We start from the raw sequence: 16,987 nt of genomic DNA on the forward strand, positions 1-16,987 counted from the left end.
GTCTATCCCAATCCTCCCAGAGGGCCGTGGTGCAGGTCGAGCAGATCGGCCGCATGCCCCGCGGCATCGTCACCGCCGAGCAGCGCGCCATCCTCCGCGGTATCGGACGCGAGCGCGTCGACGATCGAACCGACCGCACCGACGGTGGCGGCCGGTGCATCGACATGGCCGAGATCGAACGTGTCCGCGGCCTGGACCATCCCCACCAATGTCTGGATGCCCCCCGCGGGATCGCTGCCGGTGAACAGGTCGGTGACGGTCGGCGCGGGTGCAGCAGGCCCAGCCACGGGAGCAGCATCGGTTGCCGCACCGATCGTCATGTCCACGGCGGTGGCTGCGATATCGCCGACCACCCCCGTCGCGGCGACGGCAGTCGTCGCAACGGTGTCGGTGACCGGAGCAGCCACCTGTGCGGTTTCCGTCGCCAGCGTATCGACCAGATCGGCCGCCGCCGCGACGACCGGGGGCACTGCTCCGGTCACGGTTTCCACCGCCTGCGCGCCTGTCGTCGCGACATCCGCTATGGGGTCGGTCGCCAGCGCGGTCACCGGCTGAACGATATCGGTGACGATGGGGGCCACCACAGGGGAGACGATATCGGACACGACCGGAATGTCGGCGACCGCCGCGTCGGCCGCGCCGACGACCTGCGTGACGACATCCTGCACCGCCGTCGTCCGATCGGCCGTGGCGGTCAGCGCGTCGGCAGCGACATTGCCGACGGCGACCACGGCATCGGTCGCAAGGTCGCCGACATCGTCCGTTGCGGCGTCTATCGTGGCCGCCGCCGCATCGACGGCAGGTGCAACCACCGCGTCGATGCTGCCGATCGTCGCACCGGCGATGGTCCCGACCGTATCCAGCAACGGCGCGGATATTGACGACCCTACGCCGCCGGCGGACAGGTCGGCGACGACGGAAGGCGGCGAGACGCCGTCGATCGGCATGACGGACGCCGGTGTATCGCCGGTCGCGGGCGGCAAGGCATCGTCCGACAGGATCGTCGGCGGTGTGAAAACGGATGACGAGCCGATCGCCGCGGGCAGCGGCAATGGTTCGGGTGCGGACGCGGGCTCACCCTGGGCGGTCGCAGCCTGAAGAATAAGAGGAACGGCAGGCGGGGCCTGCGAGATATCGCCAGCGACCGGCTCGACCGGTGCCGCGGCAGCGGGAGCGTCGCCGGCGGGCGCAACACGATCAGGCGCCGGGCCACCAGCGCTTGCGGTCGTCGCCGCCTCGTCGATCGGGTCGACGTCGGCAGGTCGCTGGCCGGCCCTGCCGATATTCACGTTCAGAGCCGGTTGTCCGCCGAACAGGCTGAAGTCGGTGATCGACCCGCCCAGATTGCGATTGCCCGGTTGGAACAGGGGAGGCGTCAGCATAGGCCGCTCACGACAACAGGAGGGCCGCGACGCGACCCTCCCTTGCCGTCCAGTCGATTACGACGTCGATTCGTCGTTCGAGTTGAAGGTGTCGCTGACCGACGACAGCAACCCGTCCGTGCTCGTGTCGAGACCGAAGCTGTTGTCGCTCTGCTGGGCCGAGATGTTGCCATCCTCGTCCTGATCATAGCTCGACTGCGACGAATCGGCATCGAGTCCCAACGTGCTGTTGATGTCCAGAACGTTGTCGAGGCTGTTGGATTCGGTGCTGCTGCTGTCGCTGTTGTCGCTACCGAAGATGTTCGAAAGACCGGGCATTTCTACCTCCTAAGTCATTGATCGATTTACATTCACGATCCTCGTGGGTCGCATGGTTAAAACCTTCGGAGAACAATTCCCGTTCCGGCCGACGCCGGCTGCATACGCACCGGCAACTGCGCTGCGGCAGTGATGACGACGACGTAACGAGGCAGGACCAAGCTGCCCTTCGTCCGGGTCGAGCGATGCTGGCGACGATGATCGCGGCATCACGGTTCGACACGATCAGGCACGTCAATGCGTCGGTGGGGCACCCTTATCGACGAAATCGGCGTCGTTTTTCCAGTTTGGGTTTTCCCGGTCGGGGCTTTCCCGGTCGGGAACGTGCCGCCGGGCGCTCGTGACGCGATAGGCGCTCGGATCGATGCCGTAATTCGCGCGAAACATGCGCGAGAAATGGCTGCGGCTGCGGAACCCCATCGCCGCCGCAACGGCTTTCACCGGTGCCTCGGTCGAGCGGAGCATGATCGACGCCTGTTCCAGCCGAACCCGCTGGATATATTCCATCGGGCTGGTGTGCGCGAAGCGTGCGAGTTGCCGGATGAACGTCGACCGGCTCATCCCCGCCGCCCGGGCCAGCGTGTCGGTCGTGTGCGCCTGCCCCGGATCGACATGGAGCAGGCGGAGTGCGCGCTCCAGCGAGGGACTGCGCGCCGGCTGATCCGCCGCCGGCGCCGGATCGTCGCCCGACGAGGTTTTCAGCGCCTGCACGATGCACGCGCCGACCAGCGACAGCGCCAGCGCAGGTGCTCCCGCATCGGTGCAGTCGAACTGCTGGTGCAGCAGCGCGAACAGGCGGGCGCCATCCTCGTCAGCGGTCAGCGATACCCGCTGCGCGCCGGACAACCATTGCGCGCGGGTGCCATCGATCTTCACCATGGCCACACGCAACGTGCACCGCGCCCCGCGCGTGGCATCGGACACGAGCCAGCTGCCCCGCTTCACCAGATGGTCGCGGCAGTCGAGCGCCCGTCCCTTCGCCCGGGTCGATGCCGATATGACGATCCGTTCGCGTGCCGGGATCATCGCCATCTCGCCGGCGCGAAAGACCTGCCGCTCGCCGCCGCGATCGAGATACATCGTCCCGTCGATCACCAGCAGGGCAGCCACGCTGTCGGGCAGCAGGGCGGACACCCGCACGTCCGCCGCCACGTCGCAGACCGTCAGTGCCAGCGATGCGGCATCCAGGGTGTTCAGCACCGTCTTGAACAGCGATGGAGCACCCATGCCTGCCGATGCCATCCTCTTGCGCCTGTGCGCCCCGATCGCCCCCCTGCCGGCGACGATGGACGCGTGTTCGATGGACGATGTTGTGCAGGACCTTGAAAAGGTTCGCCTTTAACTCGGTCAAGGTCTGGTGAATCGCTTCTTAACTACATTTAGTTACGCGATATCCGCCGGCCGATCCTGCTATGGCGTCCTGGTAATCCGGGCCATTCGCTGTCGGTCGGGGTACGCGGACTGGCCCTATTGCGCGGACTGGCATACGGTATCGCATGTCCGCAGGACCGAACCCACGACATCGACATCGGGAATTTGTGATGCGCGTTCACGCCCTTACGACCGCAGCGGCGATCGCCATCGCGGCGCCCGCCGCGCCCGCCGCGGCGCACGATGCATCGTCGGTGGTCGCCTCGCCGCGCCGCACGTTCAACCTCAATCCCGCATGGCGGACGATCGTCGGCGACGTGCGCGGCGCCGAGCGGCCGGACTTCGACGATCGCGGGTGGCAGACCGTCACCCTGCCCAACGCCTTCAACGAGAAGGAGGCGTTCGCGCGCGATATCAAGGACCTGTCGACCGGCATCATCTGGTATCGCAAGACGATCACGCTGCCGAAGGATGCAGGCACGGCCAAGGCGTTCCTCGAGTTCGAGGGCGTGCGGCAGGCGGCCGAAGTGTGGGTCAACGGCCAGTCGGTGGTGCTGTCGGAACGCGGCGCGATGGCGTTCGGTGCGGACATCACGGCGGCGCTGAAGCCCGGCGGCAACGTGATCGCGGTGCGCGTCGACAACGACTGGGGCTACAAGGAGCGCGCGACCGGCAGCACCTTTCAGTGGAACGACCGCAACTTCAACGTCAATTACGGCGGCATCACCAGGAACGTCCGGCTGCACCTGACCGCGCCTACCTATCAGACGCTACCTCTGGTCTCCGATCTCGGCACCACGGGTCCGTACGTCTGGGCGGATGCGTTCGATCACGTCGGGAACGCCGCGACGATCCATGCCGAAACGCAGGTCCGCAACGAGGATGCGCGGGCGAAGACGGTGGCGTACCGTGCCGAAATCCGCGATCGCGACGGCCGCGTCGTCGGGCGGCTGGACGGCGGCAGCGCAACGCTGGCGCCGGGCGAGACGCGCACGCTGACCGCGCAGGGCCGGCTGTCGGGCCTGCATTTCTGGAGCTGGGGCTATGGCTATCTCTATCGGGTGACGACCAGCCTGATCGCCGACGGCCGACCGATCGACGCGGTCGATACGCTGACCGGATTCCGCTCGACGCGCTTCGCCGACGGCATGATCCGGCTGAACGGCCGCGTGATGCAGGTGCACGGCTATGCCCAGCGCACGTCGAACGAATGGCCCGCGGTCGGCGTGTCGATCCCGCCGTGGATCAGCGACTTCTCCAACGCGCTGATGGTCGGGAGCGGCGGCAACATGGTGCGCTGGATGCACATCACGCCGTCGAAGCAGGACGTGGAATCCGCCGATCGCGTCGGCTTGCCGCAGGCGATGCCGGCGGGCGATGCCGAACGCGACGTCGAGGGTCGCCGCTGGGACCAGCGCAAGGAGCAGATGCGCGACGCGATCGTCTACAACCGGAACAACCCCTCGATCCTGTTCTACGAAAGCGGGAACGAGAGCATCAGCGAAGCGCATATGGCCGAGATGAAGGCGATCCGCGATCGCTACGATCCGCACGGCGGGCGGGCGATCGGATCGCGCGAGATGCTCGACAGCAAGGTCGCGGAATATGGCGGCGAGATGCTGTATATCAACAAGAGCGCGCACATCCCGATGTGGGCGATGGAATACAGCCGCGACGAGGGCGCCCGGCTGTATCAGGACGAACAGACGCCGCCGTTCCACAAGGATGCACCGGACTATAACCGCAACCAGGACAGCCACGGAATCGAGGACGTGCGGCGCTGGTACGATTATTACCGCATCCGGCCCGGCACCGGGCGGCGCGTCAGTTCGGGCGGCGTCAACATCATCTGGTCGGACAGCAACACGCATTATCGCGGCGACAACAACTATCGCCGGTCGGGCGAGGTCGACGCGGTGCGGCTGCCCAAGGAAGGCTTTTACGCGCATCGGGTGATGTGGAACGGCTGGGTCGATCCGGAGACGCCGGCGACGCACATCATCGGCCACTGGACCTACCCGCCCGGCACCGCGAAGCCCGTCAGCGTCGTATCGAACGGCGACGCGGTCGAACTGTTCCTCAACGGCCGGTCGCTGGGTCGCGGGCAGCGATCGAGCGGCTTCCTGTTCACCTGGCCGGACGTGTCATGGCAGGCAGGCACGTTGCGCGCGGTCGCGACGCATGCGGACGGGCGCACGTCGGCGGACAGCGTCGAGACGACCGGCGCGCCGGTGGCGCTGCGGCTGGTGCCGCACGTCTCGCCGCGCGGCTTCGTGATGGACGGCGCCGATATCGCGCTGGTCGACGTCGAGGTGGTCGATGCCCGCGGCCGACGGGTGCCGACCGCGAACGACCGGATCGCCTTCACGCTCGACGGACCCGCCGAATGGCGCGGCGGCATCGCGCAAGGCGACAGCAGCGGCACGCCGCGCAGCGCCGTCGCGGTTCAGGCGGAAGCGGTGCCCGGCACCACGCCGACCGCGGGTACGGCGCGGACCGAGGACAATTACATCCTGTCGCGCACGCTGCCGGTCGAGGCGGGAATCAACCGCGTCCTGCTACGCGCGGGGATGACGCGCGGCACAGTGCGGGTGACCGCGACGGCGCAGGGCCTGAAGCCGGCGACGCTGACGATCCCCACCGTCGCCGCCGGGCCGACATCGGGCGGTCTGTCGCGCGACTTCGCGGAGGCGGCGCAGCCGGGCCTGCTCACCCGCGGTCCGACGCCGCCCGGCCCATCCTATCGCGTCACGCGCAGCACCCTGCGGCCGACCCGGATCGTCGCCGGATCGGCGCAGGCCGATGCCGACAGGACGGTCGACGACAACGAGCTGTCGCGCTGGGCGAGCGACGGCAAGCCGGACACCGCATGGATCGAATATCGGTTCGACACGCCGGTGACGCTGAACGCGATCGAGCTGAAGCTGGTCGGCTGGCGTCAGCGTGGCTATCCGCTGCGAATCACGCTGGATGGCCGCCCGGTATGGCAGGGGACGACGGAGCGGCAGCTGGGCTACGCTGCGATCGATTTCGCCGCTGCCACCGGCCGCGTGCTGCGGATCACCCAGACCGCGCCGACACAGGACCGCGACGCCTTCGGCAAGATCGTCGAGGTGAGCAATGCGCGACAGGCCGGCGACACCGGCGCCGATGCGGTCGCCGCGGGGTGGCGGCTGGGCATCGTCGAAGCGGATTTCCACGGCCCCGTCGAGACGACGAGGCCGTGATCGTCCGCCACATCGTGATCGCCGGCTTCGTCGCCATCGGGGTTCCCGCCACGGGTCCGGCAGCGTCGCCGGTCGAGGCGGAGGTCTATATCCTCGCCGGCCAGTCCAATATGTCGGGACGCGGCGCGCTGTCCGAGCTGTCGACCACGGATCGCGTCGCCGACGAGCGGATCACGGTATACGGCAACGACGGCATGCTGCGTGTCGCGCTCGATCCGCTCGACGACGCCTCGGGTCAGGTCGACGCGGTATCGGCGGACCGGCAGGCTGCGGTCGGCCCCGGCCTACCTTTCGCCCGCGCCATGCTGCGACGCCATGGTCGGGCCATCCTGCTGGTGCCCTGCGCGAAGGGAGGCTCGTCGATGGCGCAATGGGCGCCGGGCGGCGATCGGTCGACGCTGTACGGATCGTGCATCGCGCGGGCGCGCGAGGCCGGAGGCCGCATCGCCGGCATGCTCTGGTATCAGGGAGAATCCGATGCGCGCGACGTGGCGACGGCGGCACGCTGGAGCGCCGCCTTCGCCGATCTGGTGACGGCATTCCGACGCGATCTGCGAATGCCGCAGCTGGCCGTATCCGCCGTCAGCCTGTCCGACCGCCCGGTACGCGACGCAGACCGCTATCCCGGCTGGACCGACATCCAGCGCCAGCAAACGCACCTGAAAATTGCCTGCACCGACGGCGTCTCTGCCGCCGGCCTGCCGCACAATGCCGACGACCTGCACCTCGCCACCCGCGCACAACAGCGGCTGGGCACGATGCTGGCAGGGTCGATGACACGGCTGCGACGCGAGGGATGCCGCTGACCTCGCCCCCGTCATCGACCAGTCGCGGCAAATGCCGGACGAACGTGCGGCACCGGTCGACCGCACGGGCGTTGAAGGACCATAACGAGGAGACAGACGCATGGCCGACGACCAGAACGAACAGCCCGTCCTTTACATGCCCGATACGCCCAACGTCGGCGCAGCCGATCCCGACGGGAATCCCGACGATCCGAAGCGCGCCGCGAAGGATCAGGCGCGCGCCGACGATCTCGCGGCGAAGGTCGCGGTCGGCGATGAGCTGTCCGGCTACGAAACCGTCGCAGGCCGGGGCATCGCACGCGACTGAGGCCGACCGGATCGCGCGCGTCGGGCCGTCGTCGGACGGCACCGGCGCGTAGCCTTCGATCGGGTCGTTGAAACCATAAGGGTCGTTCGGGACTTACGCTTTCGCATTCCGGCCGACGATGGGCGCGGATGGAGAAGCCGATGCCCCCTAGTCCGACGTCCCGAACCCTGTTGCATCCACTGCACGCCCTGTTGCTGGCGTTTCCGATCGCCCTGTTCAGCACGGCGGTGGCGACCGACATCACCTATCTCAACAGCGCCGAGATGCAGTGGTCGAACTTTTCGGCGTGGGCGATCACCGGCGCGCTGATCATGGGAGCGCCGGTGGTGCTGTGGGCGATCATGATCGCGGCACTGCGGTTCCGTTCGGCATCGCGACCGGCGCTGACCTATCTCGCGCTGGTCGCGGCGATGTGGCTGATCGGGCTGGTCAACGCCTTCCAGCATAGCCGCGACGCGTGGAGCTCGGTCGGCGCCTTCGGACTGATCCTGTCGATCATGTCGGCGCTCTGCGCGCTGGCGGCCGGCTGGATCGGCTTTTCGTCACGCGACATCGGGAGGGCGACACGATGACGCGCCGGTTCAAAACGATCGCGCTCGCTGCGGCGACGGCCACGCTTGCGCTTTCCGCCTGCGGCAGCAAGCCCGCCGATCTGGATCAGACCGGCGCCTCCCCGACGCTGCCGGCGCAGAACGAGACGCTGGTGCCGCCGATGAAGATCGCCCGACCGGCCGGATGGGACGGCGCGTTGCCGACGGTGCCGGCGGGATACCGCATCACCGCGCTGGCGACGGACCTGAAGATTCCGCGGCAAATGCTGGTCCTGCCCAACGGCGATATTCTGGTGGCCGAGGGCAAGGGCGGACATGCCCCCAAGCTGCGGCCAAAAGACGTCATCGCCGGCTATATCAAGGGGTTGGGCAACACCGGCGTGAAGGGCGGCGACCGCATCACGCTGTTGCGCGACGCGGACGGCGATGGTCGCGCAGAGGTGCGGACGGTGCTGATCGACGGGCTGGATGCACCCTACGGTCTCGCGCTGGTCGGCAGCGACCTGTACGTCGCGAATCAGGGCGCGCTGTTGCGTTTCCCGTATCGCGACGGCGTCACCGGGATCGCGACGCCGGGACAGGAGGTCACCAGGCTTCCCTCGCGCATCAATCATCACTGGACCAAATCGCTGGCGGCCAGCGCGGACGGCAGCAAATTGTACGTCGGCATCGGTTCGAACAGCAACGTCGGCGAACGCGGCATGGAGGTCGAGGAAGACCGCGCCGTGATCTGGGAAATCGACCGGATCAGCGGCGCACATCGCGTGCTTGCCTCCGGCATCCGCAATCCGACCGCGCTGGCGATCGAACCGCGTACCAATGCGCTCTGGAGCGTCGTCAACGAACGCGACGAACTGGGACCGCGCCTCGTCCCCGATTACCTGACGTCGGTACGGCCGGGCGGCTTCTATGGCTGGCCGTACAGCTATTGGGGCCGCAACGCCGATCCGCGTGTCCATCCGCAGCGGCCGGACATGATCGCGAAGGCGATGGTGCCCGATTACGGTCTGGGATCGCACGTGGCGGCCCTGGGCCTCAGTTTCACCACCGGTGCCGGCATGGGCGGTGCGTTTACCGAAGGTGCCTTCATCGGCGAACACGGCAGCTGGAACCGGCAGGATCTGGCGGGTTACAAAGTCGTCTGGGTGCCCTTTTCGGCCGGTCGTCCCAACGGCAAGCCGCGCGACTTCGTGACCGGATTCATCGGTCCGGACGGGCATGCCCGCGGCCGCCCGGTCGGCGTCGCCTTCGATGCCCGGACGGGGACATTGCTGATCGCCGACGACCTGTCCAACACGGTTTGGCGGGTCGCGCCCGCGGCCGCGACGCGCTAATCCATGCCAAGGGCCATGCGTTGGCTGCCGTTGTTGCTGGCGACGCCGGTGGGTGGCGTCGCCGCGCAAACGATACCGACGATCGATACGGAGGATGCCGGACTGGGAACCCTCGACGCAGGAGGCGGGCGCCTGCATCCGACGTTCGGTATCGATCTGCGCAACGGCGATTTTGCCCGCGGCGGGTATGACGACGATGCCGCCGATCTCGATCGGCTGCCAGTGCACGTCCAGCTGGGCTTCGCATTCGACCTGCACCGCAGTGCGGGCGGCGATGCCGATCTATGGCTGGTCGGCACCTCCTCCAACGGGGTCCATGCGCCCGTTGCCGGCGAACGGCGCTCGCCCCGCGCTTGGTACGAAAGCAACAACCTGATCGGCATCGTCGCAAGCCCCATGGCGGGGCTGACCGTCGGCACCGCCTATACGATCAAGACCAGTCCGAACGGCATTTCGGGCACGACGCACGAGGCCAGTCTTACCGCCGCGATCGACGGGTCGTCCGGCTGGAAGGCGTTACACCCCGGTGCCGCCGCGACGATCCGGCCGAAAGGCGGTGGCGGCGTCTACACGCAGATTGGCATCGCGCCGGAGCTACCGCTGGGCACCGGCGACGACGGCCCGACGCTCGCCGTTCCGGTCGTGCTGGGCGCAGGCTGGGGCGGGTTCTACGAGGCGGGGTCCGGGACCGGGGGCTTCGGCAGCATCGGGCTGGCCTATAGCCATCCTTTCACAGTCGGCGCGATGCGGTGGCGGTTGCGCGCCGATGCCGTGGGCATCGTCCGCGACGATACGCTGCGCCGGATCGGCGGCGACGATGCGGAGAGTGCGACGCTGGTGCCGCTTGTCACACTGGCGCTGACGACGACGTTCTGACCGTCAGTCTTCCGGCGTCATCCGCTCGGACAGGTCCATCAGATTTCGCGCCGCGTCCCGATCGGCGGCATCCTCGAACGCCACGTCCAGCGCCGGGGCGGCATCGAGCATGTACAGGAGGGTCCACAACGCGAAACGCCGCGACCGGTCGCGTTCGAGGCCGAGATCGACCCGCATATGCTCGATACCGGCGGCCAGCGCCTCCGCGGGAACGGCGGACATATCGGTGGTGCCGAAATAGCGGCGCATCTGGTCGTCGAGGTTCATCGGGCGTCTGTATCCGATCGATACCGCACCACAAGCCGACCGGCGCAGGCGAAGCGCACTCTTCGGCCCTATATTGCCGACGACGCACGAACGCCCTAACGCCGCCACCGTCGCCCAAGGACCTGCATGACCCGCTTCACCCGCCGCCGCTTCCTGCGCAACGCCACGCTCGGCGGTGGCGCGCTGGCGATTCCATGGCTCCCGGCCTGGGCGCAGCCGGTGTCGACCGGACTGCCTAGGGCATCGTCGACGCTGTCCGGTACCGACATCGCGTTGACGGTCGCGCATCAGATGATGACGATCGATGGGCGGCAATCTCATGCGATCGGCATCAACGGCACCGTCCCCGCCCCGCTGATCCGGTTGCGGCAGGGTACGAACGTGCGCCTCGCCGTCACCAACACGCTGGACGAGGACACGTCGATCCACTGGCATGGCCTGCTGGTGCCGTTCCAGATGGATGGCGTGCCCGGCATCAGCTTTCCCGGCATTCCCGCCCGCACCACCTTCACCTATGAATTTCCGGTGATCCAGTCGGGCACCTACTGGTATCACAGCCATTCGGGGTTGCAGGAACAGATGGGGCATTACGGCCCGATCGTGATCGATCCCGAAGGCGCCGATCCGGTTGCGTCGGACCGCGAACACGTCATCGTCCTGTCCGACCACAGCCCGCTGCATCCGCATGCGATCTTTCGCCGGCTGAAGCTGCAGGGCGGGTATTTCAACTACCAGAAGCAGACGCTCGCCGGTCTGATCGCAGGGCGGGATCAGTCCGCGGGCGAACGGCGCATGTGGGGCGGGATGCGAATGGATCCCACCGACGTGTCGGACGTCACCGGCGCGACCTACACCTATCTGGTCAACGGACACGGCCCGGCGGACAACTGGACCGGGCTGTTCGCTCCCGGCGAACGCGTCCGGCTGCGCATCATCAACGCCTCGGCCATGACGATCTTCAATATCCGCATACCGGGATTGCGGCTGACCGTGGTTCAGGCCGATGGGCAGAACGTCCGGCCCGTACCGGTCGACGAGTTCCAGATCGCCGTCGCCGAAACCTATGACGTCATCGTCGAACCGGTCGATCGTCGCGCCTATACCCTGGTCGCCGAAGCGTGGGACCGTTCGGGCATGGCCCGCGCGACGCTGGCCCCGGCGGTCGGCATGACCGCCCCGGTCCCCGCCCTGCGCCCGCGTCCGCTGGCGACGATGAAGGATATGGGGATGGGCGGCATGGCCGGCATGCACCACGATGCCGCGGCGGCCTGCCCGCCGGACCATGCGGCGATGGGGCATTGCAAGCCCGGCGCCACGCCGGCGATGCGCCACGGCATGCGCGATTTCGCCAACGCGCCCCAACTTCCGCGAACCCCGGTGGTGCAGACCGTCGCGCCGATGCCGGTGGACCGCACCGGCGAACCGCCGCAGGGGCTTGCCGACGTCGGCCACACGGTACTGGTCTATCGCGACCTGATCGCGCTCGATCGCAATCCGGACGTTCGTGCGCCGTCGCGGCAATTGCGCATCCACCTCACCGGCAACATGGAACGCTATATGTGGGCGTTCGACGGGGTGAAGCTGAACGCCGTTACCGCACCGATCCCGTTCCGCCGGAACGAGCGTGTGCGCGTGACGCTGGTCAACGACACGATGATGGCGCACCCCATCCACCTGCACGGGCATTTCTTCGAATTGGTGACGGGGCATGGCGATCACGCGCCGCGCAAGCACACCATCAACGTCGCTCCGGGCGGCACCGCCACCTTCGACGTGACGACCGATGCGGTCGGCGACTGGGCATTCCACTGCCACCTGCTCTACCACATGCATGCGGGCATGATGCAGGTCGTCACCGTCCGGCCGGATGACGACGCCGGGAGCCCGGGATGAAGCTGCTCGTCCCGACACTGGCGCCGGGCCTGTTGCTGGCGCTGTCCTGTCCGGCCGTCGCGCAGACGCACGACATGGGCGGCATGACGATGCCCGCACCGCAGCGTCCTGCGCCTGCGACCGCGGCGCCCGCCGATCCCTGTCCGCCAGACCATGCGGCGATGGGCCATTGCACGCCAACCTTGCCACCGGCCGCGCAGCCCTCACCGGGCGACGGACCGGTCGGCACCGATCGGCCTGCGGGCGACGCCGCCCCCCCTGCCCCGCCGACGACGCTCGCCGCGAGCCGCTACTACGATCCCGACGCGATGCAGCGGGCGGACCGGATGATGCGCGACGAACACGGCGGCATGCGGTTCGGCCAGATCGTCCTCAACCTCGCCGAGGCGCAGATGCGCAGCGGGCGCGACGGCTATCGCTGGGACGGCGAGGGCTGGTTCGGTGGCGACATTCACCGGCTCGTCGTCAAGAGCGAGGGCGAGGCGACGTTCGGCGATCGGATCGACGAGGCGGACGTGCAGGTCCTGTATGCCAAGGCGATCGACCCGTACTGGAACCTGCAAGCCGGTCTGCGGCAGGATCTGGGCCGCGGCACGCGAACGTACGCCACGGTCGGGATCGAAGGCCTGGCGCCCTATTGGTTCGATGTCGAGGGCGCGGTGTTCCTGTCGGACAAGGGCGATATCCTCGCGCGGGCGGAGGCGTGGTACGACCAGCGGATCACCCAGCGCCTCGTCCTCCAGCCGCGCGTCGAGGTGAATCTCGCCGCGCAGGACGTGCCTGCCAGCCGGATCGGTGCCGGCCTGTCGACGGCCGAGGCCGGCGCACGGCTGCGCTACGAGGTCACGCGCGAATTCGCACCCTATGTCGGGCTATCGTGGGAACGCCGCTACGGAGCGACCGTGCGCTATGCGCGTGCCGATGGCGACGGCACCGGTGGCGTCTCACTCGCGCTGGGTATCCGCGCCTGGTTCTGACCGGGCGCGGGGTCAGGGTTCACTCCTGATCCTGCATCCGGGGCGCGATCGTCAGTTGCTGGACCACGGCGCGGCGCGGCTGGGTCAGCAGATAGTGCACGCCCACCGCTATATCCTCGGCCCGCAGCATCGTCTCTTCCGCGATCATCGCCCGCTGTTTGTCCGCGGGGATATCGGGATATTGGAAGTCGGCACCGGTTTTGCCCGGTTCGACCAGCGCGACCTTGATACCCTTGGGTCCGAGTTCCTTGCGCAGCGCTTCGGCAAAGCCGGCGATGCCGGCCTTCATCCCGGCGTAAACGGTCGATCCGGGCCCGAGCACATGCGCGCTCATCGAGCCGATCAGCACGATGTCGCCACCCTCTCCCAATGCGTCCGACGCGGCCTTCGCACTGAGCACGTACGCGGTGAAATCCGTTGCGATGGCATAGCGGATCGCGTCCGCGTCCATGTCGGTCAGGCCCTGCGCCGGTACGGCAGCGTTGATGACGACGACGTCGATCCCGCCCAGCGACCGGGTGGCTGCCGCGAAGACCCTGTCGACGCCATCCGGTTCGGCGAGGTCGATCGCCAGCCCGTCGCCTTCACCGACGTCACGGATGCGACGGAGCGCATCGTCGAGGTGTTCGGGCGTCCGGCCGCACACGAAGACCTTCGCACCCGACGCCGCGAGCAGCACCGCCGTCGCCCGACCGATCCCGGTCGTGCCGCCGGTGACGAGAACCCGGCGCTCGGCCAGCGAGGGATGGGCGGTATGGGCATCGCGGTCGTCGGTCATCGCAAACTCTCCAGTGGCTGCGGCCATGACGCGCGTACCGACAAGCGGGTTCCCGACCGGTCATGCCATTGCGAAGGGGCAATTTGTACCAGCTGACGGGTAGTTCGGGAGGATATGTCCCGACCGATACCGGCGTTACGACGAGGTATGAACGATGATAGCGATTCCTCGCCAAGTCCTGCCGACCGCTCCGGCCCGTCGGAACGAACCTATTGGTCGATGCGCGCCGATGTTCATCGGCAACGTGCTGAAGACGCACAGGAAAAAGACACGCGGTCGATCCACCTCAAGCTTGCCGAACTCTACGACGAACATGCGGCAACGGTCGGTATAGTGCATCCGGATCAGTAGGATACGCAAAGATACCAGGAACGGGCCGCCGCACGGACGGTTGATGCGCTGAACCGATCGCCTGCCGCGATCGGGCGATGGGGCGGTTCCATGAAAGTCTTTCTGGCCACGATGCTTGGTGCGGCGACACTTGCCGGTTGTGCGGCACCTGCGACCCGGGTGTCGACGGGACTGCAGCGCTATGGGCTGGACGCCGGTCGCGCCGATTGTGTCGGCACACGATTGCAGGGCGATCTTTCGATCGGTCAGCTTCAGCAGCTGGGCCGCGCCGCAGCGGCCTATCGATCGGGCGACACCACCCCCGGCACGCTGACCGCGTCCGACCTGCTGCGGGTGGCCGGCGAGTTGAAGGACCCGGCCATTCCCGTCGCCGTCGGCAAGGCCGCTGCGGGTTGCGGCGTCCTTTTCTAGGATCGCCGCGTATCTCATTTCGCCAAAGGAACGATCATGAACGAAGACGAATTCAAGGGCGGCGCCCGCTACATCGGCGGCAAGGTCGAAAAGGCTGTCGGCGATGCAGTCGAAAGCCGGTCGTGGCAGGTCGACGGCGTGGTGGATCAGGTCGCGGGCGGCATCCAGCACGGTTATGGTCGCGCTCGATCGATCCTCGACGATGCCATCGAGAGCGCGCCCGAACTGGCGGAGGAAGCCCGCGATCGGCTGAAGGTCGCCGGCGAGCGCGCGGCGGATACGGCACAGAAGAGCGGCAGGATCGCGGCCGAGACGGTTCGCGACACGCCCGTGCTGTGGGCGGTCGCCGCCGCCATGGGCGCCTATGCATTGGCGTGGTTCGTCCACGGCCGTCGCGCCTGAGGCCGACGGTGACGACGGCATCGTTCAAGTCGCTGCGCGAAACCGCGGATCTGCGCCACTTGCGCCAGATCATCGTCGGCCTCGACGAAGGCGTGATCCTGATCGATCCCGACCAGAGCCTGCTCTGGGCGAACGATGCCGCATTGGCCATGCACGGCGTCGACAGCCTCGCCGCGCTGGGCACCGACGTCGACGAATATCGCGCCCGCTTCCAGTTGCGCTACCGCAACAATCACCGGGTCGAGGCGGACGATTACCCGATCGAGCGCGTCGTCGCGGGCGATTCATTTTCCGAAGTGGTGGTCGAGGTCACGGTGGCGGGTGAGGATGAGCCGCGCTGGGTGCATCAGGTGCGCAGTCTGGTGCTGAACGACGCCGACGATGCCGAACCTGCCTGTCTGGTTCTGATCATTCAGGACGTATCCGCGCGCTATCAGGCGGAGGACCGGTTCGAACAGTCGTTCAACGCCAATCCTGCCCCTGCGGTGATCTGTCGCCTGAACGACCTGCGCTTCGTCAAGGTCAACCAAGGGTTCCTCGACATGACCGGCCACCAGCGCGATCAGGTTTTGTGTCGGACGGTCTACGACATCGACGTGCTGCGCGCGGCCGACCGCCGCGATCTCGCCAAGGAACGGCTCGCAGAGGGGCGGACCATCCCGCAGATGGAGGCGGAGCTGGAACTGCCCGACGGCGGCACCAAGCTCGTCATCGTCGCGGGCCAGCCGATCGACATCGGCGACCAGCCCTGCATGCTGTTCACGTTCGCGGATCTGGAACCACGGCGTAAAGCCGAGGGCGCCTTGAGGCATAGCGAGGAGCGCTTCACGCGCACGTTCCAGATGGCGCCCGTACCGATGGCGATCGGCGCGCGTGACGGGCATTTGCTGTGCGAGGTGAACGCCAGTTTCACGCAGATGACCGGGTATGACGGGATCGAGATCATTGGCCGGCCGCTCGGCGATGTGCAATTGTGGGACAGCGACGGTGCACGCCGCGAGATCGAGGCATCGATCGACGGCGGCCGCGACCTGCGTGGGCACGAGGCACGGATCCACGCGAAGGATGGCGCGACGATCGACTGCCTAGTCTCGACCGAGGCGATCCGGCTGGGCGACGACGCCTGCGTCCTCTGGGCGTTCCAGGACATCACCCAGCGCAAGGCCACCGAGATCGAGCTGGTCGAGGCGATCGAGGCGGTGATGAAGGATACCAGCTGGTTCAGCCGGTCGATCATGGACAAGCTGGCGCGGTTGCGCGCGCCGCAGGCCGATATCGACGGGCCGGGCCTCGACGATCTGACCGCGCGCGAACGCGACGTGCTGGCGCTGATCTGCCGCGGGTATGACGACAAGACGATCGCACGGACGCTGGACGTCGCTGGCAACACCGTCCGCAATCACGTCGCACGCATCTATGCGAAGATCGGCGTCAATCGCCGCATCGCCGCAGTGGCGTGGGCCCGCGCCCGCGGATTCGACGGCGAGGGCGTACGGATCGAGAAGCTGGATCAGGAGACCATGGCATGACCGTCCGGCCTGGCGACGGCGATCCGGCCCCCGATGACCACGAACCCGAAACGGCGGCGACACGCGAGGCCCGGGGTTCGGTGCACGAGGCGATCGGCAAGCTGATCGGCGACGATACCGCGCGCGAACACGGGACCGCCGAACGGCGCGCCGGCGCGGCCCAATCCACGGCGGCGCGCAAGCCGCCGCGATCACGACCCTAATCCA

At 67.6% G+C, this 16,987-nt stretch carries 18 protein-coding genes; 13 read left to right on the forward strand and 5 right to left on the reverse strand.

The genetic code is table 11. The features are described 5' to 3' along the window. Nucleotides 1-2: 2 nt before the first annotated feature. From LRA87_RS09985 to LRA87_RS09995, 3 genes are all read right to left on the reverse strand, one after another. A complete protein-coding gene (locus LRA87_RS09985) occupies nt 3-1,382 on the reverse strand; it encodes a hypothetical protein (RefSeq protein ID WP_230631311.1) in 1,380 nt (459 codons plus the stop codon). A 57-nt stretch (nt 1,383-1,439) separates the two neighbouring features. After that, nucleotides 1,440-1,700: a hypothetical protein gene (locus LRA87_RS09990; protein ID WP_230631312.1), complete on the reverse strand. Its 261-nt coding sequence runs from the start codon at nt 1,698-1,700 to the stop codon at nt 1,440-1,442. Nucleotides 1,701-1,934: 234 nt separating this feature from the next. Beyond that, a complete protein-coding gene (locus LRA87_RS09995; protein ID WP_230631313.1) occupies nt 1,935-2,927 on the reverse strand; it encodes a helix-turn-helix domain-containing protein in 993 nt (330 codons plus the stop codon). A 314-nt stretch (nt 2,928-3,241) separates the two neighbouring features. Between LRA87_RS09995 and LRA87_RS10000 the strand changes: the two genes are divergently transcribed. The 6 genes from LRA87_RS10000 (at nt 3,242) to LRA87_RS10025 (ending at nt 10,172) form a co-directional block, all read left to right on the forward strand. Further along, nucleotides 3,242-6,298 (forward strand): glycoside hydrolase family 2 protein, encoded by a 3,057-nt coding sequence (locus LRA87_RS10000; protein WP_230631314.1) that lies wholly within the window; start codon nt 3,242-3,244, stop codon nt 6,296-6,298. Next, on the forward strand, nt 6,295-7,104 hold the full coding sequence (locus LRA87_RS10005; RefSeq protein ID WP_230631315.1) for a sialate O-acetylesterase: 810 nt from the start codon (nt 6,295-6,297) through the stop codon (nt 7,102-7,104). Before LRA87_RS10000 ends, LRA87_RS10005 begins: the two co-directional genes overlap by 4 nt. Before the next feature lie 100 nt (nt 7,105-7,204). Beyond that, a complete protein-coding gene (locus tag LRA87_RS10010; RefSeq protein ID WP_230631316.1) occupies nt 7,205-7,411 on the forward strand; it encodes a hypothetical protein in 207 nt (68 codons plus the stop codon). A gap of 140 nt (nt 7,412-7,551) precedes the next feature. Continuing rightward, nucleotides 7,552-7,983 (forward strand): DUF2231 domain-containing protein, encoded by a 432-nt coding sequence (locus LRA87_RS10015; protein WP_230631317.1) that lies wholly within the window; start codon nt 7,552-7,554, stop codon nt 7,981-7,983. After that, a complete protein-coding gene (locus LRA87_RS10020; protein WP_230631318.1) occupies nt 7,980-9,296 on the forward strand; it encodes a PQQ-dependent sugar dehydrogenase in 1,317 nt (438 codons plus the stop codon). Before LRA87_RS10015 ends, LRA87_RS10020 begins: the two co-directional genes overlap by 4 nt. A gap of 15 nt (nt 9,297-9,311) precedes the next feature. Next, nucleotides 9,312-10,172 (forward strand): hypothetical protein, encoded by an 861-nt coding sequence (locus tag LRA87_RS10025; protein WP_230631319.1) that lies wholly within the window; start codon nt 9,312-9,314, stop codon nt 10,170-10,172. A 3-nt stretch (nt 10,173-10,175) separates the two neighbouring features. Here LRA87_RS10025 and LRA87_RS10030 read toward each other — a convergent pair whose 3' ends face one another. Next, nucleotides 10,176-10,439 (reverse strand): hypothetical protein, encoded by a 264-nt coding sequence (locus LRA87_RS10030; protein ID WP_230631320.1) that lies wholly within the window; start codon nt 10,437-10,439, stop codon nt 10,176-10,178. Between the two features lie 126 nt (nt 10,440-10,565). On the opposite strand from LRA87_RS10030, the gene LRA87_RS10035 reads away from it, so the two are divergent. Together LRA87_RS10035 and LRA87_RS10040 are read left to right on the forward strand one after the other, a co-directional pair. Further along, on the forward strand, nt 10,566-12,332 hold the full coding sequence (locus LRA87_RS10035; protein WP_230631321.1) for a copper resistance system multicopper oxidase: 1,767 nt from the start codon (nt 10,566-10,568) through the stop codon (nt 12,330-12,332). Further along, a complete protein-coding gene (locus tag LRA87_RS10040) occupies nt 12,329-13,309 on the forward strand; it encodes a copper resistance protein B (protein WP_230631322.1) in 981 nt (326 codons plus the stop codon). The genes LRA87_RS10035 and LRA87_RS10040 overlap by 4 nt, the downstream gene beginning before the upstream one ends. Before the next feature lie 19 nt (nt 13,310-13,328). Here LRA87_RS10040 and LRA87_RS10045 read toward each other — a convergent pair whose 3' ends face one another. After that, nucleotides 13,329-14,087 carry an SDR family oxidoreductase gene (locus tag LRA87_RS10045; RefSeq protein WP_230631323.1) on the reverse strand — a complete coding sequence of 253 codons (759 nt, stop codon included), beginning with the start codon at nt 14,085-14,087 and terminating at the stop codon, nt 13,329-13,331. A gap of 147 nt (nt 14,088-14,234) precedes the next feature. Here LRA87_RS10045 and LRA87_RS10050 point away from each other — a divergent pair, with 147 nt between their 5' ends. The 5 genes from LRA87_RS10050 to LRA87_RS10070 all read left to right on the forward strand — a co-directional run bounded on the left by LRA87_RS10050 (nt 14,235) and on the right by LRA87_RS10070 (nt 16,983). Next, nucleotides 14,235-14,438, forward strand: coding sequence for a hypothetical protein (locus LRA87_RS10050; protein WP_230631324.1), 204 nt, complete (start codon nt 14,235-14,237; stop codon nt 14,436-14,438). Nucleotides 14,439-14,528: 90 nt separating this feature from the next. Then, nucleotides 14,529-14,849 carry a hypothetical protein gene (locus tag LRA87_RS10055; protein WP_230631325.1) on the forward strand — a complete coding sequence of 107 codons (321 nt, stop codon included), beginning with the start codon at nt 14,529-14,531 and terminating at the stop codon, nt 14,847-14,849. Nucleotides 14,850-14,885: 36 nt separating this feature from the next. After that, the gene (locus LRA87_RS10060; RefSeq protein WP_230631326.1) at nt 14,886-15,251 is read left to right on the forward strand and encodes a CsbD family protein; all 366 of its coding nucleotides are present in this window, start codon (nt 14,886-14,888) and stop codon (nt 15,249-15,251) included. An 8-nt stretch (nt 15,252-15,259) separates the two neighbouring features. Continuing rightward, a complete protein-coding gene (locus LRA87_RS10065) occupies nt 15,260-16,780 on the forward strand; it encodes a helix-turn-helix transcriptional regulator (protein WP_230631327.1) in 1,521 nt (506 codons plus the stop codon). Further along, a complete protein-coding gene (locus LRA87_RS10070) occupies nt 16,777-16,983 on the forward strand; it encodes a CsbD family protein (protein WP_230631328.1) in 207 nt (68 codons plus the stop codon). The genes LRA87_RS10065 and LRA87_RS10070 overlap by 4 nt, the downstream gene beginning before the upstream one ends. Nucleotides 16,984-16,987: the final 4 nt, after the last annotated feature.

This window comes from Sphingomonas sp. Leaf37, from assembly GCF_920939475.1.
In the GTDB taxonomy this organism is placed as follows: Bacteria; Pseudomonadota; Alphaproteobacteria; order Sphingomonadales; family Sphingomonadaceae; genus Sphingomonas.